Source organism: Candidatus Enterococcus myersii (genome assembly GCF_017316025.1).
Lineage (GTDB): Bacteria > Bacillota > Bacilli > Lactobacillales > Enterococcaceae > Enterococcus_C > Enterococcus_C montenegrensis.
In genome coordinates this window covers 567,095-585,224 of sequence record NZ_JAFLVT010000008.1, presented here as the reverse complement: position 1 = coordinate 585,224, position 18,130 = coordinate 567,095, and the positions used below count along the sequence as shown (strand labels likewise).

18 protein-coding genes are annotated in these 18,130 nt (G+C 35.8%); 6 read left to right on the top strand and 12 right to left on the bottom strand.

From position 1 onward, the window contains the following. Positions 1 to 284 precede the first annotated feature (284 nt). Positions 285 to 929, bottom strand: a complete 645-nt coding sequence (locus JZO76_RS08345) for an HAD hydrolase-like protein (RefSeq protein ID WP_206903641.1) — start codon at positions 927 to 929, stop codon at positions 285 to 287. A gap of 227 nt (positions 930 to 1,156) precedes the next feature. Here JZO76_RS08345 and JZO76_RS08340 point away from each other — a divergent pair, with 227 nt between their 5' ends. Both JZO76_RS08340 and JZO76_RS08335 read left to right on the top strand, forming a co-directional pair. After that, a complete protein-coding gene (locus JZO76_RS08340) occupies positions 1,157 to 2,131 on the top strand; it encodes a ring-cleaving dioxygenase (RefSeq protein ID WP_206903640.1) in 975 nt (324 codons plus the stop codon). 178 nt (positions 2,132 to 2,309) lie between these two features. Next, complete coding sequence (locus JZO76_RS08335; RefSeq protein ID WP_206903639.1) at positions 2,310 to 2,930, top strand: flavin reductase family protein; 621 nt, start codon at positions 2,310 to 2,312, stop codon at positions 2,928 to 2,930. Between the two features lie 126 nt (positions 2,931 to 3,056). Here the strand turns inward: JZO76_RS08335 and JZO76_RS08330 are convergent, their stop codons facing one another. After that, positions 3,057 to 4,370 carry an FAD-dependent oxidoreductase gene (locus JZO76_RS08330; RefSeq protein WP_206903638.1) on the bottom strand — a complete coding sequence of 438 codons (1,314 nt, stop codon included), beginning with the start codon at positions 4,368 to 4,370 and terminating at the stop codon, positions 3,057 to 3,059. Positions 4,371 to 4,512: 142 nt separating this feature from the next. Here JZO76_RS08330 and JZO76_RS08325 point away from each other — a divergent pair, with 142 nt between their 5' ends. Both JZO76_RS08325 and JZO76_RS08320 read left to right on the top strand, forming a co-directional pair. Continuing rightward, positions 4,513 to 6,018, top strand: a complete 1,506-nt coding sequence (locus tag JZO76_RS08325) for a helix-turn-helix domain-containing protein (RefSeq protein WP_206903637.1) — start codon at positions 4,513 to 4,515, stop codon at positions 6,016 to 6,018. 240 nt (positions 6,019 to 6,258) lie between these two features. Continuing rightward, positions 6,259 to 6,711 (top strand): DUF2188 domain-containing protein, encoded by a 453-nt coding sequence (locus JZO76_RS08320; RefSeq protein WP_206903636.1) that lies wholly within the window; start codon positions 6,259 to 6,261, stop codon positions 6,709 to 6,711. Between the two features lie 356 nt (positions 6,712 to 7,067). Here JZO76_RS08320 and JZO76_RS08315 read toward each other — a convergent pair whose 3' ends face one another. The 5 genes from JZO76_RS08315 to rlmH all read right to left on the bottom strand — a co-directional run bounded on the left by JZO76_RS08315 (position 7,068) and on the right by rlmH (position 11,877). Next, positions 7,068 to 7,634: a TetR/AcrR family transcriptional regulator gene (locus JZO76_RS08315; RefSeq protein WP_206903635.1), complete on the bottom strand. Its 567-nt coding sequence runs from the start codon at positions 7,632 to 7,634 to the stop codon at positions 7,068 to 7,070. 73 nt (positions 7,635 to 7,707) lie between these two features. Beyond that, entirely contained in the window at positions 7,708 to 9,039 is a 1,332-nt protein-coding gene (locus tag JZO76_RS08310; protein ID WP_206903634.1) for an FAD-dependent oxidoreductase, read from the bottom strand. 589 nt (positions 9,040 to 9,628) lie between these two features. Next, positions 9,629 to 10,138 carry a DUF1456 family protein gene (locus JZO76_RS08305; protein WP_206903633.1) on the bottom strand — a complete coding sequence of 170 codons (510 nt, stop codon included), beginning with the start codon at positions 10,136 to 10,138 and terminating at the stop codon, positions 9,629 to 9,631. 320 nt (positions 10,139 to 10,458) lie between these two features. After that, complete coding sequence (locus tag JZO76_RS08300; protein ID WP_206903632.1) at positions 10,459 to 11,052, bottom strand: zinc ribbon domain-containing protein; 594 nt, start codon at positions 11,050 to 11,052, stop codon at positions 10,459 to 10,461. A 345-nt stretch (positions 11,053 to 11,397) separates the two neighbouring features. Then, positions 11,398 to 11,877, bottom strand: coding sequence for a 23S rRNA (pseudouridine(1915)-N(3))-methyltransferase RlmH (rlmH, locus tag JZO76_RS08295; RefSeq protein WP_206903631.1), 480 nt, complete (start codon positions 11,875 to 11,877; stop codon positions 11,398 to 11,400). A 365-nt stretch (positions 11,878 to 12,242) separates the two neighbouring features. Between rlmH and JZO76_RS08290 the strand changes: the two genes are divergently transcribed. Next, a complete protein-coding gene (locus JZO76_RS08290; protein ID WP_206903630.1) occupies positions 12,243 to 13,505 on the top strand; it encodes a S1C family serine protease in 1,263 nt (420 codons plus the stop codon). A 114-nt stretch (positions 13,506 to 13,619) separates the two neighbouring features. Here the strand turns inward: JZO76_RS08290 and ytpR are convergent, their stop codons facing one another. The 4 genes from ytpR to pepA form a co-directional block, all read right to left on the bottom strand. Continuing rightward, positions 13,620 to 14,228 carry a YtpR family tRNA-binding protein gene (ytpR, locus tag JZO76_RS08285; RefSeq protein WP_206903629.1) on the bottom strand — a complete coding sequence of 203 codons (609 nt, stop codon included), beginning with the start codon at positions 14,226 to 14,228 and terminating at the stop codon, positions 13,620 to 13,622. Positions 14,229 to 14,319: 91 nt separating this feature from the next. Further along, positions 14,320 to 14,787 carry a universal stress protein gene (locus tag JZO76_RS08280; RefSeq protein ID WP_206903628.1) on the bottom strand — a complete coding sequence of 156 codons (468 nt, stop codon included), beginning with the start codon at positions 14,785 to 14,787 and terminating at the stop codon, positions 14,320 to 14,322. 15 nt (positions 14,788 to 14,802) lie between these two features. Further along, the gene (locus JZO76_RS08275) at positions 14,803 to 15,123 is read right to left on the bottom strand and encodes a thioredoxin family protein (RefSeq protein WP_206903627.1); all 321 of its coding nucleotides are present in this window, start codon (positions 15,121 to 15,123) and stop codon (positions 14,803 to 14,805) included. A 102-nt stretch (positions 15,124 to 15,225) separates the two neighbouring features. Continuing rightward, positions 15,226 to 16,305 carry a glutamyl aminopeptidase gene (gene pepA / locus JZO76_RS08270; RefSeq protein WP_206903626.1) on the bottom strand — a complete coding sequence of 360 codons (1,080 nt, stop codon included), beginning with the start codon at positions 16,303 to 16,305 and terminating at the stop codon, positions 15,226 to 15,228. 215 nt (positions 16,306 to 16,520) lie between these two features. On the opposite strand from pepA, the gene JZO76_RS08265 reads away from it, so the two are divergent. Beyond that, a complete protein-coding gene (locus tag JZO76_RS08265; protein ID WP_206903625.1) occupies positions 16,521 to 16,868 on the top strand; it encodes a PepSY domain-containing protein in 348 nt (115 codons plus the stop codon). 103 nt (positions 16,869 to 16,971) lie between these two features. On the opposite strand, the gene JZO76_RS08260 is transcribed toward JZO76_RS08265, so the two are convergent. Further along, the gene (locus JZO76_RS08260) at positions 16,972 to 18,054 is read right to left on the bottom strand and encodes a hypothetical protein (RefSeq protein ID WP_206903624.1); all 1,083 of its coding nucleotides are present in this window, start codon (positions 18,052 to 18,054) and stop codon (positions 16,972 to 16,974) included. Between the last annotated feature and the right edge of the window lie 76 nt (positions 18,055 to 18,130).

The window sequence follows — 18,130 nt, the reverse complement described above, 5'->3', positions numbered from 1 at the left end:
GTTGATTAATTTACCACTTTAAGAAGCATTGGTCAACATAAAAAAACAAAAAAATCTGCCGATGTAAACTTGTATAATCCTAGCTTCCATCCCAACGTTCGTATTTACACCGAATTCAAAAAATTAACCCGGGTTAATCAAAAGAAAATAAGTCATATTTATCTTAGGTTGTCGATGACTACGCTCAATAAATTCGTTAAAATTTTTTTTATATTTTTTCTGTATTGCTCTTTTTCCCATTTTAAATACTAAAAGAACTAGGTATCAAAACCTAGTTCTTTTAGTTATCCATTAAACAAGTTAATTAGATCTTTTGGTAATTCAACAAAAATTTCGCACCCTGCTGCCTTTAATTCTGCTTGGTCGCCAAAGCCATACAAAACACCAACTGGTAAAATATTATTTGCTTTACCACCTAAAATATCATTTTCCCGATCACCAATCATGACAGCAGTAGATTTATCTTTTAATCCAGTACTTTCAAGCCCATAAGCTAAAACTGCTGCTTTCTCACTGCGTTTATTATCCAAGTCGGCGCCATATATCCCAGTGAAATATTGTGTATAATCCAAAAAATCTAAAATTGCCTTGGCAAAAACTTCTGGTTTTGAAGTAGCTAAATAAAGCTGCTTTTCCTTAGCTAGTTTGGTTAAAGCTTCCTCGATACCTTCATAAGGAGTGATTTCAAACATCCCACTTTGTTGATAATGTTCACGATAAAAAACAACCGCCTTGTTTGCTTGTTCTTCATCCATACCGATTTTTTTAAATGATGTTAACAGCGGTGGTCCAATAAAGGAAAGTAGTTCTTCATCTGATAAATCCGATAAGTTCATTTTTTGTAATGCATAACGAATCGAAGAAAAAATTCCTTTTTGTGAATTGATAATGGTACCATCCAAATCAAAAAACAGATGATTTTGTTTCAAACCAACACATCCTTTACTTTTATTACTATTTAGTGTACTCCAAAGTAACAGACTATGGTAAATTTTTTCAATTGAAATTCATTCAAAAAAGTGGGATATATAATTTAAGTGGATAAGCTTTTCCATATTTTAATAAGTAATTAAAGCATATTAATTGCTGAAAATATGTTTAATCGTTATACTTACTTTTAGTAAGAATACTATTTGACCAATTTGGAGGAATTAAAATGGATACACAAATTAGAGGGCTTCACCACGTTACTGCAATGACTTCAAGCGCTGAAAAAATCTATCGCTTTTTTACTGATATCTTAGGACTGCGTCTAATTAAAAAGACAGTAAATCAAGATGATATCGAAACTTATCATCTATATTTCACAGACGACTTAGGTTCTGCCGGAACAGATATGACATTTTTTGACTTTCCAGGTATTCCAAAAGGTACGAAAGGTACAAATACAATTTCTCGTACTTCCTTTCGTGTCAAAGATGATGCTGCTTTGACCTACTGGACATCTCGTTTTGATGATCACAAAGTCGAACATGGCGAAATTAAAGAACGCTTTGGTAAGAAGTATATGGAATTTGAAGATTTTGATAATCAACGCTATCAATTGATTTCTGACCAAAATAACCAAGGCGTTGCCGGTGGTACACCTTGGAAAAACAGCAATGTGCCAAGTGAGCATGCGCTAATTGGCTTAGGGCCTGCTTTTGTTACAATTGAAAATTTTGAACACATGAATTTAGTTCTAACAAATGTTTTAGGTTTTAAAGAAACAGCAAATGATGGAGACTTTCATTTATTTGAAATTGGTGAAGGGGGTAACGGTGCCAGCATTATTGTAGAACACCGCGATGATATCCCTCGAGCTACAGAAGGTTTTGGTAATGTGCACCACTTAGCATTACGCGTTGCGGATAAAGAAGCTCTGGAATGGTGGATTGGTCGCATTAATGAGTTGGAATTTCCAAATTCAGGGTTCACAGAACGTTTTTACTTTGCCTCTGAATACTTCATGGCTGCACCAAATGTCTTATTTGAACTTGCAACAGATGGTCCTGGCTTTTTAGAAGACGAAACTTATGAAACCGCCGGCGAAATTTTATCTTTACCACCTTTCTTGGAACCCAAACGACAAGAAATTGAAGATTATGTACGCCCATTTGACACAAGTGATGCCAATACTAAACGTGCGTAAGAATAAAATCATCCCGATTTTTAATTCAATTCATTTAAAATAAGTAAGATAATTACCCGAACACAACGCTATCGTTTTACTGTTGTCTATAAATTGATATGATAAAAATAGACAGCAAATAGGTAGCACAATTGACGTTCGGGTATTATTGTATTCTTATTTTTAAGGAGGCTCATTTATGATCCATTTTTCAGCCGATAAATTGGCACCAAAACAAAATTACAAATTTTTAACAGGCGCAGTTGCCCCGCGACCAATTGCTTGGATTACAACCAAAAGTAGTGAAAATGATGTCGTTAATCTGGCGCCATTTAGTTTTTTCACAGTAGTCTCTAGTGACTTACCTTATGTTTTGATTGCAACTACCCGAAAAAATGGCCAAAAAAAAGATACTGCCAGAAACCTGAGTCAGACAAAAGAAGGGGTCATTCATGTCGTAGATGAAAATATTTTACATCAAATGAATGAAACGGCCGCTAGTCTAAAGCCTGATGAAAGTGAACTTTCTTTAATCGATATGCCAACAGTTAAAAGTCGCAGTGTTGCCACTCCTGGACTTATCGACCCATTAATTCGCTTAGAAGTTAAGTTACAACACGAAATCCCTTTAAAAGATGATCAAGGCGTGATAATCTCTGATTTATTTATTTTAAAAGTTTTGGATTATTATTTTGCTGAAAGTGTTTTCGACCTAGATAAAGAATATATTCTCAATGAAAAATTGCGACCAGTCGCGCGATTAGCTGGGAATAATTACGCTTTGTTTGGAGATATCTTAACCATAGTACGCCCGCAATAAAAAGCAGACCTANNTAGGTCTGCTTTTTATTGCCTTTACTAATACCAATCAAATAGTAAAAATTACGTTACAGCAATTTTTTTGTGTCCTTTTAAAATTTCAATAATTGTTTAATACTATGAATGATTACTCTTCTCGTATTTGTGCTAAGTAGCAGGCTGCAGCTTCATGAAGTACGGACGTAAAACTTGGTGACATTGGGAAAAAAGATGTGTTATTACTATATAGCTCTTCCATTTTCCAGCCACTTCTAATAACAATTTCCAACAGATCTAGTAACGTCTGGATGTTTTTTTCACTTACTATTTGTACACCCACTATTCTATCCTTAAAATCCACATGCAATGAAATTCGTATTTTCTCAAACGAAGAGAGATTTCCAACCCTAATCGTCTTATAGGCAATATTCGACTGTTCAAGTTTTTCTTTCGTTAAGCCCACTGAACCAAAATATAATCCAAAAAGTTGCGTTGTAGAAATATTAAGTTGTTTTGGCATAACAGTTTTTTTCCCAACTATATTTAACGCTGCAATCCTAGCCGTTTGTCGTGCCTCGGTAATTAGCGATAGTCTTGTCTTATTCTTAGTCAGTAAATTCGGTAATGCAATAAGATCCCCGATAGCATATACTTGCGGTTGATTGGTTTGAAGATACTGATTAACTTCTACTGTTTTGTCTTGCGAAATTCTTAAACCATTCCAATATAGTTCACTATTAGGCCTTGAATTATTCGCCATTATTAAAACATCACAAGCAACAGAACCCTCCAAAAGTTGTAAGTTAAGCCTGTTATTTTCTTCATTTATATCCATAATTTGATTTTCTAAAAAAAGAGAAGTACCGTAATTAGTAAATTTATGCTTAATACAATCACTTATTTCTTGATCGTAATACTCTTGTATCAAGTTTTTGGTAGGCCCAATGATAGATACTTGCTTGTTCAATTGGGTTAATACTTCCCCTAATTCTACCCCAACATAACCTGTCCCTGAAATCGCAATAGTATTAGCATTTTCTAACACTTTCAAAACATCTAGAGATTCTGAAAATGATTTATAACTATAAATATTTTTTACATTCATGTATTGTCGCGGCAAGTACTGTTTAGAACCGGTCGCAAGAACTAAATTAGTATAGTCCTCTTCTTGTAAACCTTTGCCATTAGTATAACGAATAGTTTTTTTATCCCAATTAATCTCAACAACTTCATAACCAAAAAAAGACTTAACCCCAATTTTATCTAAATCGACTAAGGGGGCGATTGCGTCAGATAAATCGTGGATTTTATTTTTTAAAACTAAGTTAATACCACTAGCAATAAAGGGTACATTTTTTTCCTTTTCAATTAAAACAACCTCATGATCCGGGTCAAATCGTTTAATTTCACTTGCTACCATCTGTCCACTATGGGAGGCACCGATAACTACTGTTTTTTTCATTTCGCTACGCTCCTTTTGTCTCAATCGACTTCATTTTACTTCATTTTTTTTATTTTTTCTAATATTATATAAATGTACTAATTTTCCACTGGCATTTTTAAAGCTATGAAATCATTGATCGTATTACCAAGGGGGTGTTACTTTGCTAAAAAGAGAGTTATTAGAAAAACCATATGATTTTATGAACGACATTCTGGTTTATTTGTACAATAATGGTGGTACTTGCACCAAAGATGAACTCTGTAAAAATTTGGTAATTACACCAAATACATTGACAGAGTATCTGGCATTATTAGCTGATTTTGTCGTAGAAAATGGCTTCTCTAATAGTATTGAAATAATCGAAGAACAGCAAACTCTCACTTTTAAAAAAGATCCCACCTTCCCGCTAAAAGTGTGCTTTCTAAAATTTTTAGAACACTCAACAAAATTTCAAATAGTGAAGTGGCTTTTTGACAATGGATCCATCAACGGACCAGTTTTTCAAGATCAATTTAATATTAGCTCCGCAACTTACTATAGACGGATTGCCGAACTAAACGAACTTTTGGAAGAATTCCAAATAACCATTAAACGAGGAAAAATAACCGGCAGTGAAAATCAAATTCGTTATTTTTTTTATAGCTATTATTGGTTTTTAAAAGAAAACAAAAGCGAGTTCAGTAAAGAAGTCAATCAAATGTATGGTCCCCTTATCCAAGACCTCAAAGAACAACTAGACGTAACCTTTGACCAGATGGAAGAACTTCAAATTAAACTATGGATGAAAATATCTTTTACCCGCTTTAATCAAACACGTGATTACAGTTTTCCAAAAGATTTTGAACAAAAGGATCGTCCGCTTTTTGATATTATAAATAGTATTTTATTTCAATATATGAAAAACTATGATCGCCCTTATACACTTCATGAAGGTCTAATGTTTTACGATTTCTTCTGTAGTACGCGAAATTTTTCAGTTTACTCGTCATTTGCTTTTCGACTGGCAAAACAGCAACGAGAAGAAAAAACTTACTTAGATTATCAAAATCAACAAATTTTAAGTTACTTGTGTCGTATTGGCTATATTGAAAGTGAAGCTTTCCCAAAAAGGCACCGCATCTTGTCCCATTATCTCTATCAATACCATTCACAACTTTATTATTTTAATGGTTTTGTGCTTAATTTCGATTCTTGGGGAATTTTTTTAACAGCCCAAAATTTAAGAACACCTACAGATTCCAAAGACGTCCACGACTTTATGGATTTTTGTCAAAACCAGTTTTATCCTGATGACCCACTTCAGCGTTATAGAAGTATTTTATCTGAAATAAACTACTCTTCAATCTTAAACATTGCGCAAGATCTATCAAATAAACGTATTTTGATTTCTGTTCACCATAGTGTTAATCCATTTTTAGCATCCCTTACGATTCAAATTTTAAAAAATACATTAGGAAATAAATATGAGCTGGATTTAGTTCTGTATGAAGAAGATACTCCCGGTGATATACTGCTCTCAAATATATATCTTGAGTCTTTTCGAACAAGGGAAAGCTATTACTATGTTTTTTCTGACTGCTGCAATAAATATGATGTCGCAGAAATAGAAACTTTGATTCAACAGGTAATTTCTGAACGTTTTGCTCAAAAAAATCCTTATTCTTAGATAATTATTATCAATAAACTGATTTACCCCGCTCTAAAAATCGTGCATGGGGTAAATTTTTTATTGATACTTTTTGATACAATATTTCGCAATACATCCATTGTTCTATCCCATATTAAACTAGCTTTAATTAGATGCTAACTTATTTTCCGTTAATAAAATCTCTCAGTCAACCTTATCCATTTCAAAAAAATTTTTATCGTAGTATGATGAAATTAACAATACAAAGGGGGTTATTTTATGGCATGGGACATGTTGGACTATCCGGCATCACTGAAAAATTTGGAGCCCTTAGTAAAAAAGAAGACAATTGAAATTGCCAATGCGCTACTAGCAGATGGCTATCCTGAAGATCGCGCGATTCCGATTGCCACGAGTCAAGCAGAAAAATGGTATGCCGCTGCCGATGAAAAAGAAAAAGCCGAATTTAAACAAGCAGCCGACCCGCAAAAAAATGATTTTCACAAGAAAGATGACAATGCACCAAAATTATTAGCCGCTGATGTGCTAGTAAAATATAGGAATGATGTTTGGGAAGTACTATCAGTAGGTGCTAAACGTGCTAGTGATACGTATTCAAACAAAGAAGAGGCGATTAAACGGGGCAAAGAAATTGCTACTAATAAACAGTCAACTTTACGTATTTATAAAAAGGACGGCACTTTACAGGCTACCCACAATTACAAAGAATAACACCTATCCTCCAAAATCTTGCGTAAGGCTTTGGAGGATTTTTTATTGTTAATTTTTTTATCGGACCTATTTAACAATTAGACTGATATTGCTAGCAAAAACGATTTTATCCAGATTACATCTACCGCCCACAAATTTAACTTATGTATGTAATAGCAAAAAAATAAAGACTAGTAGTTTATCTAAGCCAATAATTAGAGTCGCTGAATAATGTACTGCAGGCAAAGTCTTTTTCAAATCATGGGGCTACTTTTTCTACAAGGATAACCTTAAAGAATCTTAGCTTTACTGCTAAAAAACCCGTCCTACTCCCCTTATAAACCAAAGGGAGCCTGACAGGTTCTTAAGTATAAAAGCTAATTGGCTTTTATATAGTGTTTTTTTAGTTCCAGTAAGTTGCTTTCCAAAATTGTTAAGTCTTGCGTTACTTTTAGCAAAAGGATACTTCCTTGAATTTGTGCAATAACTTTTTGTGCCGCTATTTTAGCGGCGGCTAAATCAATTGAACGTAATACTTTGATTTTGTTTGCCAAAGCTACAAGCCATTGTTGCATAAAATCATTTAGTAAAATTCGAAAATCTTCATCTTCTAAGGACAACTCTACGATAAGATTTCCCATCGGACAGCCATAATAGTGTTGTTGTTTTTGATGGAAGGAAAAAATCCAAGTGAGCATTTCAGCAAAATCCTTTTCCGGCTGCGAGCTGGGGGCTAAAATACCTTCAAACAATTCTTTTTGCCAAATGGCAATATTTTCTTTAATAACTGCTAGTCCGATACTTTTTTTCGAATCAAAATAATAATAAAGTTGCCCTTTGCCAGCATTTGCAGCCAGTAGAATATCGCGAATGGAGGTATTGTTATAGCCTTGTCGATAGATTAGCTCCCGGGCTGCAGCAATTAGTTTTTCTTTTGTGCTCAAAGTAATAATTCTCCTTATGAGTGTTCCTCTTCACGAATGCTATACCCAATTTTTCAAAGTAAATTTAATTTGTTTACTTCAAAACATCATTTAACGCTTCACTCATGGTTGGGTGTGAATAAATATGATCACGCAATAATGTATAAGGCAGTTTGCCCTTCATTGCTAAGGCGATCAAATTAATGACTTCGTGGGATTCTTCAGCATAAATACTTGCACCTAGTATTTGGTTAGTCTCAGGATCAACCAGAACTTTAAAAATACCTTTTGGATCTTCTAAAACTTGTGCTTTAGGCACTCCAGCAGACATGAATTTGAATAATTTATACGCAATGCCCTTTTTTCTAGCCTCTTTTTCAGTTAAGCCAACATTAGACAACGGTGGCGTAATAAAGACACTATAAGGAACAACTTCACGATCAGAGACTCGGCGCTTTTTCTCTCCAATCAATTGATCCAAAATAATCCGATAATCATCTAAGGAAATATAAGTAAATTGTAAGCCGCCTTTAACATCCCCAATTGCCCAAACATCTTTTGCTGTTGTCTGCAGTAGATCATTGACCACAATAGCACCACGATCATCGACTGAAATTGTTGTGTTTTCCAAACCTAATTCTGCAGTATTTGGTTTTCGACCAGTTGCAGCTAAAACTTTATCCGCAACAACTTTTTTCATCTCGCCATTTTCTGTGAAGCTAATTTCAACGGTAGCGTCTTTGTCTACTACTTGATCGACCGTTACACCTAAGTGAAACTCAATGCCTGCGTTCGTTAAATCACGATAGATCATTTCTGAGATATCGTCATCTTCGCGCGGAATAAATTCAGTATGCGCATCTAAAACGATAACTTTACTACCATAACTAGCAAACATTGAAGCAAACTCTAAACCGATATAACCAGACCCAATAATGACCAATGTTTCTGGTAATTTTTCCTGATCCATTGCGCTGGTGGAATCAAGCAGGTATTTACTTTGTGCCAACCCAGCAATAGGCAAGATAATCGGCAACGCACCGGTATTAATGAAGATTTTTTCCCCTTCAACCTGCATTTTTGTGCTATCTGGTAAAGTGACTTCTAAAATGTGGTCTGAAATAAAACGCGCCGTGCCATCTAGCACTACGCCTGTGGCTTCATCAGCAATCATATGATAATTTTTATTACGTAACATTTTCGTTAGTTTTTCTTTATGTTCCACAGCAGTGACGAAATCCAACTTCTTTTCGCCATTTAAAATAAGTGATTTTGACGGAATACACCCGATATTAATACACGTTCCACCATACATTCGTTGTGATTTTTCAATAACTAAAACCGATTGTCCTTTTGCAGCTAACGTTTTTGCTAGTGTTTTACCACCTTTTCCAAAACCAATAATAATATTTTCATATTTTTCCATAGCGCGCCTCCAATAATTTTTTGTACCAATCGGTAGGTATATTTTGATTATAGTTGTCCTTTTACGCAGATGTAAAATGATTGAATTGTGAAATATCCATTTAATAAACTAAAATTTTCACTTGGCGCGGGGTTTATAACAAGACCGCGCACTAACAAATAAGATCCTTTTCTATTTTTCTAACATGCTTAGGCTACGCGCAAATTTCCAATCATAGCTAAGCCTCACCAAATGAAGTATTGGACTTTTGAGCATCATTTCCGATTTTTTTACATGCTTACTTTTCTTTATGCTTTTTGATGGGCAATTATTAGTTTGCCTAATTTCAAAATAAGGTTCAACTGAAATTCAAGAGCAAATAAAAAACTTAAATAAAAATTCCTGACAAAATAATCCTGACAACAAAAATACTAAGCTTACAAGGTCAGCCAACTGATGGTAAGCTTTCTTGTAATCTTAGTATCTTTTTATTATTTTTATAGTATGAATCAGTCTAGAATAGCTTTCAAATGAACTTTCGATTTCAAGAAAAATAGACCCGTCATTATCGGTACTACCTAATGACGGGTCCTCTTTATCAATTTTTCTACTACTTTCTTCTATTATAAATTCCCAATCCTTTAAGAAAATTACGCATATATTTATCGCCACAAGGCTTAAAGTTCCGTTGTCCTTCTTTTCGTAAAAAAGCGCCGATTTCTCCTTTTGACGGGTAAAGCTCTACCTCCGCAAAAATAGCTAAGATATCTTCAGTCGTCATTGAAAGTGCGATTTTCAACTTTTTCAGTAAGACATTATTGATATGTTTAATTTCCTTACTCTTTTGTGGTGTGTCTGCTGTTGCCGGTTTATCTTTTTGCGGACCCCGGGCTAAAAGAATCAAGCCATTTAAGAAAGCATCAAAAACTTGATTATTGATGGCTTTTTCGTAGACATTTTTTTCTGCATTGTCTTCGTGTTTTTCTTGAATTTTTGTCAGCATCGCCCGGGCTTCTTCTTTGGTCACAGGGTGCTCACCGAGTTCAAAAGCTTTAATTAAATCAGCATCTTTAAGGTCGATTGCATAACGCAACCGTAATAATCGATCGTTATTGTTCATTTGTTCCTCCAAATTATTTTCTACGTTACCTCAAGAAATAAAACAGCACGTATTACCAGCAGCGCTAAAATGCGGCATCTACAAGGCTATCCATAATTCTCATAAGTCTTCATAACTATAGCACACTTACATGCGCTTAGTTTTTGCAAGTAATTACGTTTTAGGTGATTTTTAGCATCCCGAAATCTAATGAAACAAAATCTTTATACGTACATTTCTCAAAAGATAATTTTTATCGTTGACCTTCATTCATTAAGAAAAAAATTTTACTTTTTAAATGTTTAAATCCCGTCTAATAATCTCTAGTTCTACAATCGCTACTAAATAATTTCAATATTAGTCTCTATTTTGTCTACATTCAAATTAAAGTTTTGCAGCAGTTGGGCTAAAAACTCAAGTGGAAAATCAGAATCTAGCTGTTCTGAGTCGACACGAATAGAGTTACCATCTTGATAATCTACTGTGAGAATGGCAACTTCTGTTATCTTTCTCTTACTATTTCCCTTTCTTTCAACGCTATATGCTACATCCACTATTCCTTCGTATGGTATTTTCACAGAATTCTCAAGCATTCCCCGCACAAAGACTTCGGTACCTGTGAATACCGCTCCCGTTTTTCCTTTTTTAAAAAGGGCCGTATTCATGATTCCAAGAATTAATGTGGGATTAGTATCTCTAGCTATTGTTTTTGATGCTGTAAGTAATGTTTTTTCAGCAATATTCGGTATGACACTAGTCTCTTCAATCCCCGATTTGGCTAAAGTTCTTTTAATGTAGACACCAGAAGAAACTTTGGTTACTGCTCCCCCAGGAGATGTTGCTTTCTCATTTTGAGCCAGAATTTTGTAACCACACTCTGGACAAAATTTCGCCCCCGCTGTCACCTTACTCCCACATTCTGGACAATATTTCATATAAAAACACCTCGTTTTCCTAGTTGTATTTTAATCTCATTGTATCAAGTAAGCGAAGTCATTACTACTCAAAACACTATTTTATCAGCTCCTGAACGTCTCGTTATTCTTCAATAAAAAAGTTCAGGACCACACTTTAAAATGTAATCCTGAACTTTCGTAAATGAAATATCGGTTGTTTTCACAGCAGATTTTTTATTATTATCTTTTCGTTTATAAACAATCATGCATAACTTCTTTTTTAATAAAATCCATTTATCTCCGTGTTAAATTACGCAAGCCCTGCTACCTTAGCGATACTGCCATTTTCTAAATAAAATTCCTCATTACAGGATTTAAATATCATTATTTATGATAAGGCTCCCCATTATTAATCCGAAAAGCACGATATATTTGCTCCACTAAAATTAAACGCATCAACTGATGAGGATAGGTCATTTTGCCAAAGGAAATTTGCGTGTCACTTCGCTTTATAACCGCTGGACTTAGGCCCAAAGAGCCACCAATTACAAAAACAAAACTGCTCTTTCCTTGGACCATCAATTGTGAAATTTGTTTGGCAAATGCTTCGCTAGTTGGATTTACACCTTCAATTGCTAGTGCAAAAACATAGTCTTGTTCTCTAATTTTAGCTAAGATCCGTTCGCCTTCTTTTTCTTTGACTTGCATCATTTGCGCGCCGCTTAAGTTTTCGGGTGCTTTTTCATCGGGCACTTCAATTAATTCAATTTTTGTATAGCCTCCTAGACGTTTCATGTATTCCTGAATGCCCTGGACCAAATATTTTTCTTTTAATTTACCGACTGCAATAATTCTGATTTGCATGTTTTACCTCTTTTCCCCAAGTGTTAATAAGTCTGTTTTAGTTTACCACAAAGTTTTACACACGCGTTTTTCTTTTCGCTAAATATTTATTACGCAAAAACGCCGGATTGCCCCCACTAAACCCATGCAAACATACGTTTCAACACTTTTATCCACATTGTTCACAAGTCTGTGGATAACTAATCCCCAAGTACTCTTAAAACGAGATAACAGCCGTTTGAAACACCAAAAGATAAATTTTCGCCATTTGTGAAATATTTCATACCAACTTCTTCATATTTTTTTCAAAGTCTATAATTAGACTAAACTCAGCAATAAATCATATACTATAATTATAAGAATTCCACATTAAGGGGGAAATGGACATGCAAAGAAAAAAATCAAAAGGCACACTTAGCCGCTTTTTAGTCGGACTATTGGGTGGTGTCTTAGGTGCTGTATTAGTAGGTGGTGGTTATCTACTGGCTACTGGCGCAGATTTACAACCGAATAATACTGCCACCGAACAAACGACTACTGCAAGTGGCGACACAAAAGTCTCAAACGTCAAGGTCAATGCCGAGACAGATATAACCTCAGCTGTTAATAAGGTTCAAGATGCTGTCGTCTCTGTCATTAACTTACAAAAGCAACAAGCCTCATCAGATAATCCTTTTGGTGATCTTTTTGGTCAAGGGCGCTCTGAGTCTGAATCAGAAAGTGATAGCGAATCTGGTGGTTTACAAGCTGTCGGCGAAGGTAGCGGCGTCATTTACAAAAAAGATGGCAAAACAGCTTATGTGGTTACCAACAATCACGTTGTTGAAGGACAAGATGGCTTGGAAGTTGTTTTAAAAAATGGTGAAAAAATCAAGGCTGAATTAGTTGGAACCGATAGTTATACTGACTTAGCTGTTTTAAAAATTAATAGTGATAAGGTTGACAAAACGGCTACTTTTGGTGATTCATCTGCGTTAAAAGTTGGCGAACCTGCAATCGCGATTGGTTCACCACTAGGTTCACAATATGCAAACTCCGTAACATCTGGGATTATTTCTTCATTGAATCGCCAAGTGTCAGATTCTCAAACAGGTGTCAATATTAGTGCGATTCAAACCGATGCGGCAATTAATCCAGGTAACTCAGGTGGTCCTTTAGTAAATATCGCCGGTCAAGTAATCGGGATTAACTCAAGTAAAATCGCTTCAACAAATTCTTCAAGCTCTGATATTAGTGTCGAAGGGATGGGCTTTGCCATTCCAAGTAACGATGTAGTCTCAATTATCAATCAACTTGAGAAAAATGGTAAAGTTATTCGTCCAGCACTTGGTATTACGATGGTTGACTTATCTGCTGTAACATCACAACAACAAGAACAAATCTTGAAAGTACCAAATACTGTTAAAAATGGTGTCGTTATCACTTCTGTTCAAAATGCTACTCCTGCAGAACAAGCTGGCTTAAAACAATACGATGTCATCACAAAAATCGATGGCAAAGAGGTTGACTCAAGTTCTGATTTACAATCAGCTTTGTATAAGAAAAAAGTTGGCGACTCCATTGAAATTACTTACTATCGTGGTAGTAAAGAACACACAACAAAAGTTTCGCTAACCATCGATCAATCAGCTTTAAAGCAAAATAACTAATTTAAACAGGAAACCCCCGTAGCGAGTGGCTGCGGGGGTTTAGTTTTTTTCTAAGACAATCTTTTCAGCAAAAAGGAGCTTCTCACCAAAATGTGAAAAGCTCCCTTTTTACTTTTAAGCTAGTTTAAATTCGCTGCCAACAACAGCATCTTGCCCTAATTCTAAGATACCTTTTTTCTGTGGTGCATTGGGTAATCCCAATTCGCTAGCAGAACAGATCATGCCATAGCTTTCTACACCCCGTAATACACCAGGCCAAATTAGCATTCCATCAGGCATCATGGTACCAGGTTTAGCAACTACAACTTTTAGCCCTTCGCGAATATTGGCTGCACCGCAGACAATTTGCAAGACTTCCCCATCATCGACCTTAGTTTCTGTAATCGATAGATGATCGCTATCTGGATGTGGTACACAACTTTCGACAAAACCAACAACAAAATGTGGTTTGTGATCATAAGGTAGCTTTTCACTAAAACCAGAAATTGCTAATTTTTCATTTAGAAGATCAATTTGTTCATCTGTTAGTGAAATGGCCCCATTGCCAGTTAATGCTAAAAATTCAGAAACGTGGAAAAAATTCCAACCGACAATTGTACCTGCGCTATTTTTAATTTGCGCAATATTGAATTTTCGTTCAACAGTTTGTTCTAATCCCTTGTCGTCAGCCATCATTACTAATAAAGTATCGCCAACATGGGCTTTGTTGTATGCAAAAATCACAACGTTTCCTCCTCAAAATAACTCTTTTAAAAAATTTGTAGTCAATCGTCTTAACTACCGCTAGCTATCTTACCAAAAAAGAAGGGAGCCGTCATGCTTTTTCGTTTTTTTCTTCATAAGTTACGACTAAAACATCACATGGAGCTTCTCGGATAACAAAACTTGCTACACTGCCAGTCATAAAACGTTCCACTGCATTCAAACCTGATTGTCCCACCATCACCAAATCAATCGCATATTTTTCTGGTAATTGTTGAGCCATTGCACTTTTGGCTGAACCATAAGCAATAATACCTTCGATATTGGTAAAGTCAACGGATTTCCCATATTCCTTACATTCTTCGATCATCAACTTGGCGGTATTGGTTTCTTGATCAACAATATTTTGATTTAAAGAACTATAGCCCATTAAGACTGGTACATTTTGTTGAATGACATTAGCAACATAAACTTTACCGTTATTACGCCGCGCAACTTCCACTGCTTTTTGAAAAGCTTGGGTTGCTTGTTCTGAACCGTCAATACCGACTAAAATATTTTGATACGCCTGTCCACTCATGATAATCTCCCCTTTTTATGCTTGTGGTAAGCTGTTTAGAAATTCTTCAATTTCTCCTTTGGTTTTACGATCTTTATTTACTAGGCGCCCCAATTCTTTACCGTCTTTAACGGCTACTAAACTGGGAATGCCAAAGATATTCCATTTTGCAGCAACATCAATGTATTCATCACGATCGACTTCAATAAATTTAAATTGGGGAAAATCCGCCTCAATTTCTGGTAACGCTGGCTTAATAAAACGGCAATCACCGCACCAATCAGCAGTGAAGAAAAAGACGTTTTGTCCCTTATCTACATAGGTTGCTAATTCTTCTAAATTCTTTGGAATAATCATAATATCTCCTTTTTACATTTTACATAGTCTAAATAATGCTGCTAATCAAAAGTAACTTCTTACTTATAGCGTTATAGCAAACTTTTCGTTAACTACTACCGGTTATTTGCCGTCAACAATTGTAGCTACTGTACTTTTATCTAGTCCTTTTAATGTTTGAATTAACATTTCACGGGCCGCTTCAAAATCGGCAATACTAAACATTGTTTGGTGCGTATGAATGTAACGACCGCAAACGCCGATAACTGTACTAGGAACACCTTCATTTGTTGTATGGGCTGCCCCAGCGTCTGTTCCACCTTTTGAAACAAAGTATTGATAAGGAATATTGTGGGTCGTAGCGGTATCTAATAAATATTCTTTCAAGCGAGGTAACATAATCAAACCTGGATCATAAATACGCATTAACGTCCCTTCACCCAAGTGACCGAATGTTCCATTTTTTGTAACGGTGTCATCTGCCGCAGAACAGTCTACCGCAAAGAACAAATCTGGTTTAAATTTAGAAACAGAAGGTTTTGAACCTCTTAAGCCGACTTCTTCTTGCACATTGGCACCAGCAATTAAAGTATGTCCTAATTTTTCATTTTGCAAAGCTTCCAATGCTTCTAAAACAAGTGTACAGCCGTAGCGGTTGTCCCATGCTTTACTAATAATATTTTTGCCGTTGGCAGTTTTAATCGTTTCAACTTGCGGTACAATTGTGTCCCCTGGTAAAACACCATATTCTAAAGCTTCTTCTTTTGAAGCAAAACCAGCATCAAATAAAATACTGTCGACTGAAACATTTTGTTGTCCGCTCGTTCCTCTTAATAAATGTGGCGGAACAGAGCTAGAGATACATGGATAGTTGTGGCCTGTTGACGTCTTTAAAGTAAAACGTTGTGCTGAAACAACGTAAGGATTCCAACCACCTAATGGAACAACTTTAAATAAGCCAGTTGCCGTAATTTCTGTCAACATGAACCCGACTTCATCCATATGGGCTGCCACCATTACCCGTGGTGCATCTTCATCTTCGTTGTGGCGGATACCAAAAAGTCCGCCTAAACCATCTTGTTGCACTTCATCCACAAGAGGTGTCATTTTTTCTTTCATGTAGGCTCTGACTTCATGTTCAAAGCCACTTGTTCCTTGTAGTTCTGTTAGTTCTTTAATGCGTGCAAATGTTTTTTCTTCCATCTATTTACGCCCGGAGGCTAACCCTTCTTTCATAAAAAATATTTACGTGCCTATTATAGCATAACAAATCCTAATCAAAATCCATTCGTTTCGAAAGTAGTTTTTTCTATGTATTTTTTTACTTTGTGATAAAATGAAAGTGGATAATGAAAGAAGATACGCTCTGGAAATTAACAACCGAAATTACTGGATGAAAAAGTATAGGAGGGCGCCGAATGAACAACGAAAATGAATTTTCATATTTTAAAGGCGGACTGGCGCTGGGAATGGGTGTTGGTCTAGTTGGCGGGATGGCTTCTGCCTTTTGGCTGCAAAAAAAAAGAACATTGCGCGCAGATGATGTGTTGCAAATCGTAAAAGAAGAGTTTTTAAAAGAAGGTCCAATCGAAGGTTCTTGGATTAACTTCGAGAAACAACCTTTACGAAAGTTCGCCATTCATTCAGAAGGCTACGAAGGTGGCATTACACGTTTAGAAGACGAGCAGTTAGTGACCTATGAATTTTTGGCCGATGCAAAAACCGGAACGGTCTTAGATGTTCAACGCGTGAAAATTAGCGACTAATAATCATTGGGTGCAATTTGCCCAACTAAAAAAACGACTATGTATGCCTGTGGGCACTGTAGTCGTTTTTTATTTTGTCGCCCGTTTAAATGTGGAGTGTGCTTTATTTTGCTACTAAAGATTGCAACAATGTTTTTATATCTAATTGTAAAGCATACTCGACATTTTTATTGGTATGGCTTCGGTAAGCTTTGGCGCCACTTTCAAACATCGCAAACAAATCATCCCCATCTGCTGTAATTTGCTCCAAATAAGGTGGAAAATCTAAAATCAATTTAGCAGAGGCTGGGCTAAAACCACCGACTGTATCTTGCAAGTCAAAAACATACAGTTTACTATTGTGACTGCCAAAAGATTGGGACATCAGCATATAATTTTTCCAATAGGTAATCCCTTGAATTTTTTTCAAGATTTTCTCTGTATCCTCTGTTTGTAAATTATCTACTGAACCTAAATCATTTAAATTTTGTGTTTTACTAACAACAGAAATCAAATCCCCATTAGGAGCAAAAGGAAATAAACCTAATTTACCTTGCTGATGATTGGAAAAATAGCCTACGACTAAAAACGGATCCAAATAGGCTAAAAGTGAAGCTTTAGGGATATCTCCTACTGGGATGATAGTATCATATTTGATGGGCCGCAGACTAAGATTAGCGTCATAAGCTGTCATCGTTTCTTTTAACAATAAGGACAGACTAGCATGTTTTTTTGTTTCAGTAGCCAGCCAAAGCTGTTGCTCTTTGGCGCGATAAACTAAGCCCCCTAAGTGTGGTTTACCTGGCACAATAATCGTCTGTACCCAATCTTTGGTTGCGCGATCTAAAACTTGTACCACAGAATGATGTTCATGCAAGTGGCAATATTCACTGATATAAATTTCAGTGCCGCTGACCGCAATTCCTTGGGGCGTTAGATCATGACATATTTCTTTCTCCCCTGTTTTTAGATTAATACTCTCGCCTGTAAACAAGCCAGGAATAGGATACATTTTTTCTTTTTCATCTTTTTGTTTGGTTAAAGCTTGAAAGACAGCAGGATAAGCTTCGATAATTTTCAATTGCTGTGTTTTGGTCCGCTGCGTGTTCAGTAGCGCTGACTCTTCTTGATGATACTTTGTATACCAAACCCCGCCTAGTAATACTATCAACACAATTCCTAAAATAAACCAGCTACGCTTTTTCATCTAATCCTCCTCTCCCGACAAAATTCATAAATAAAAGAAAAACACCCGAACAAAAATGATTTGCGCAAATTCAAAC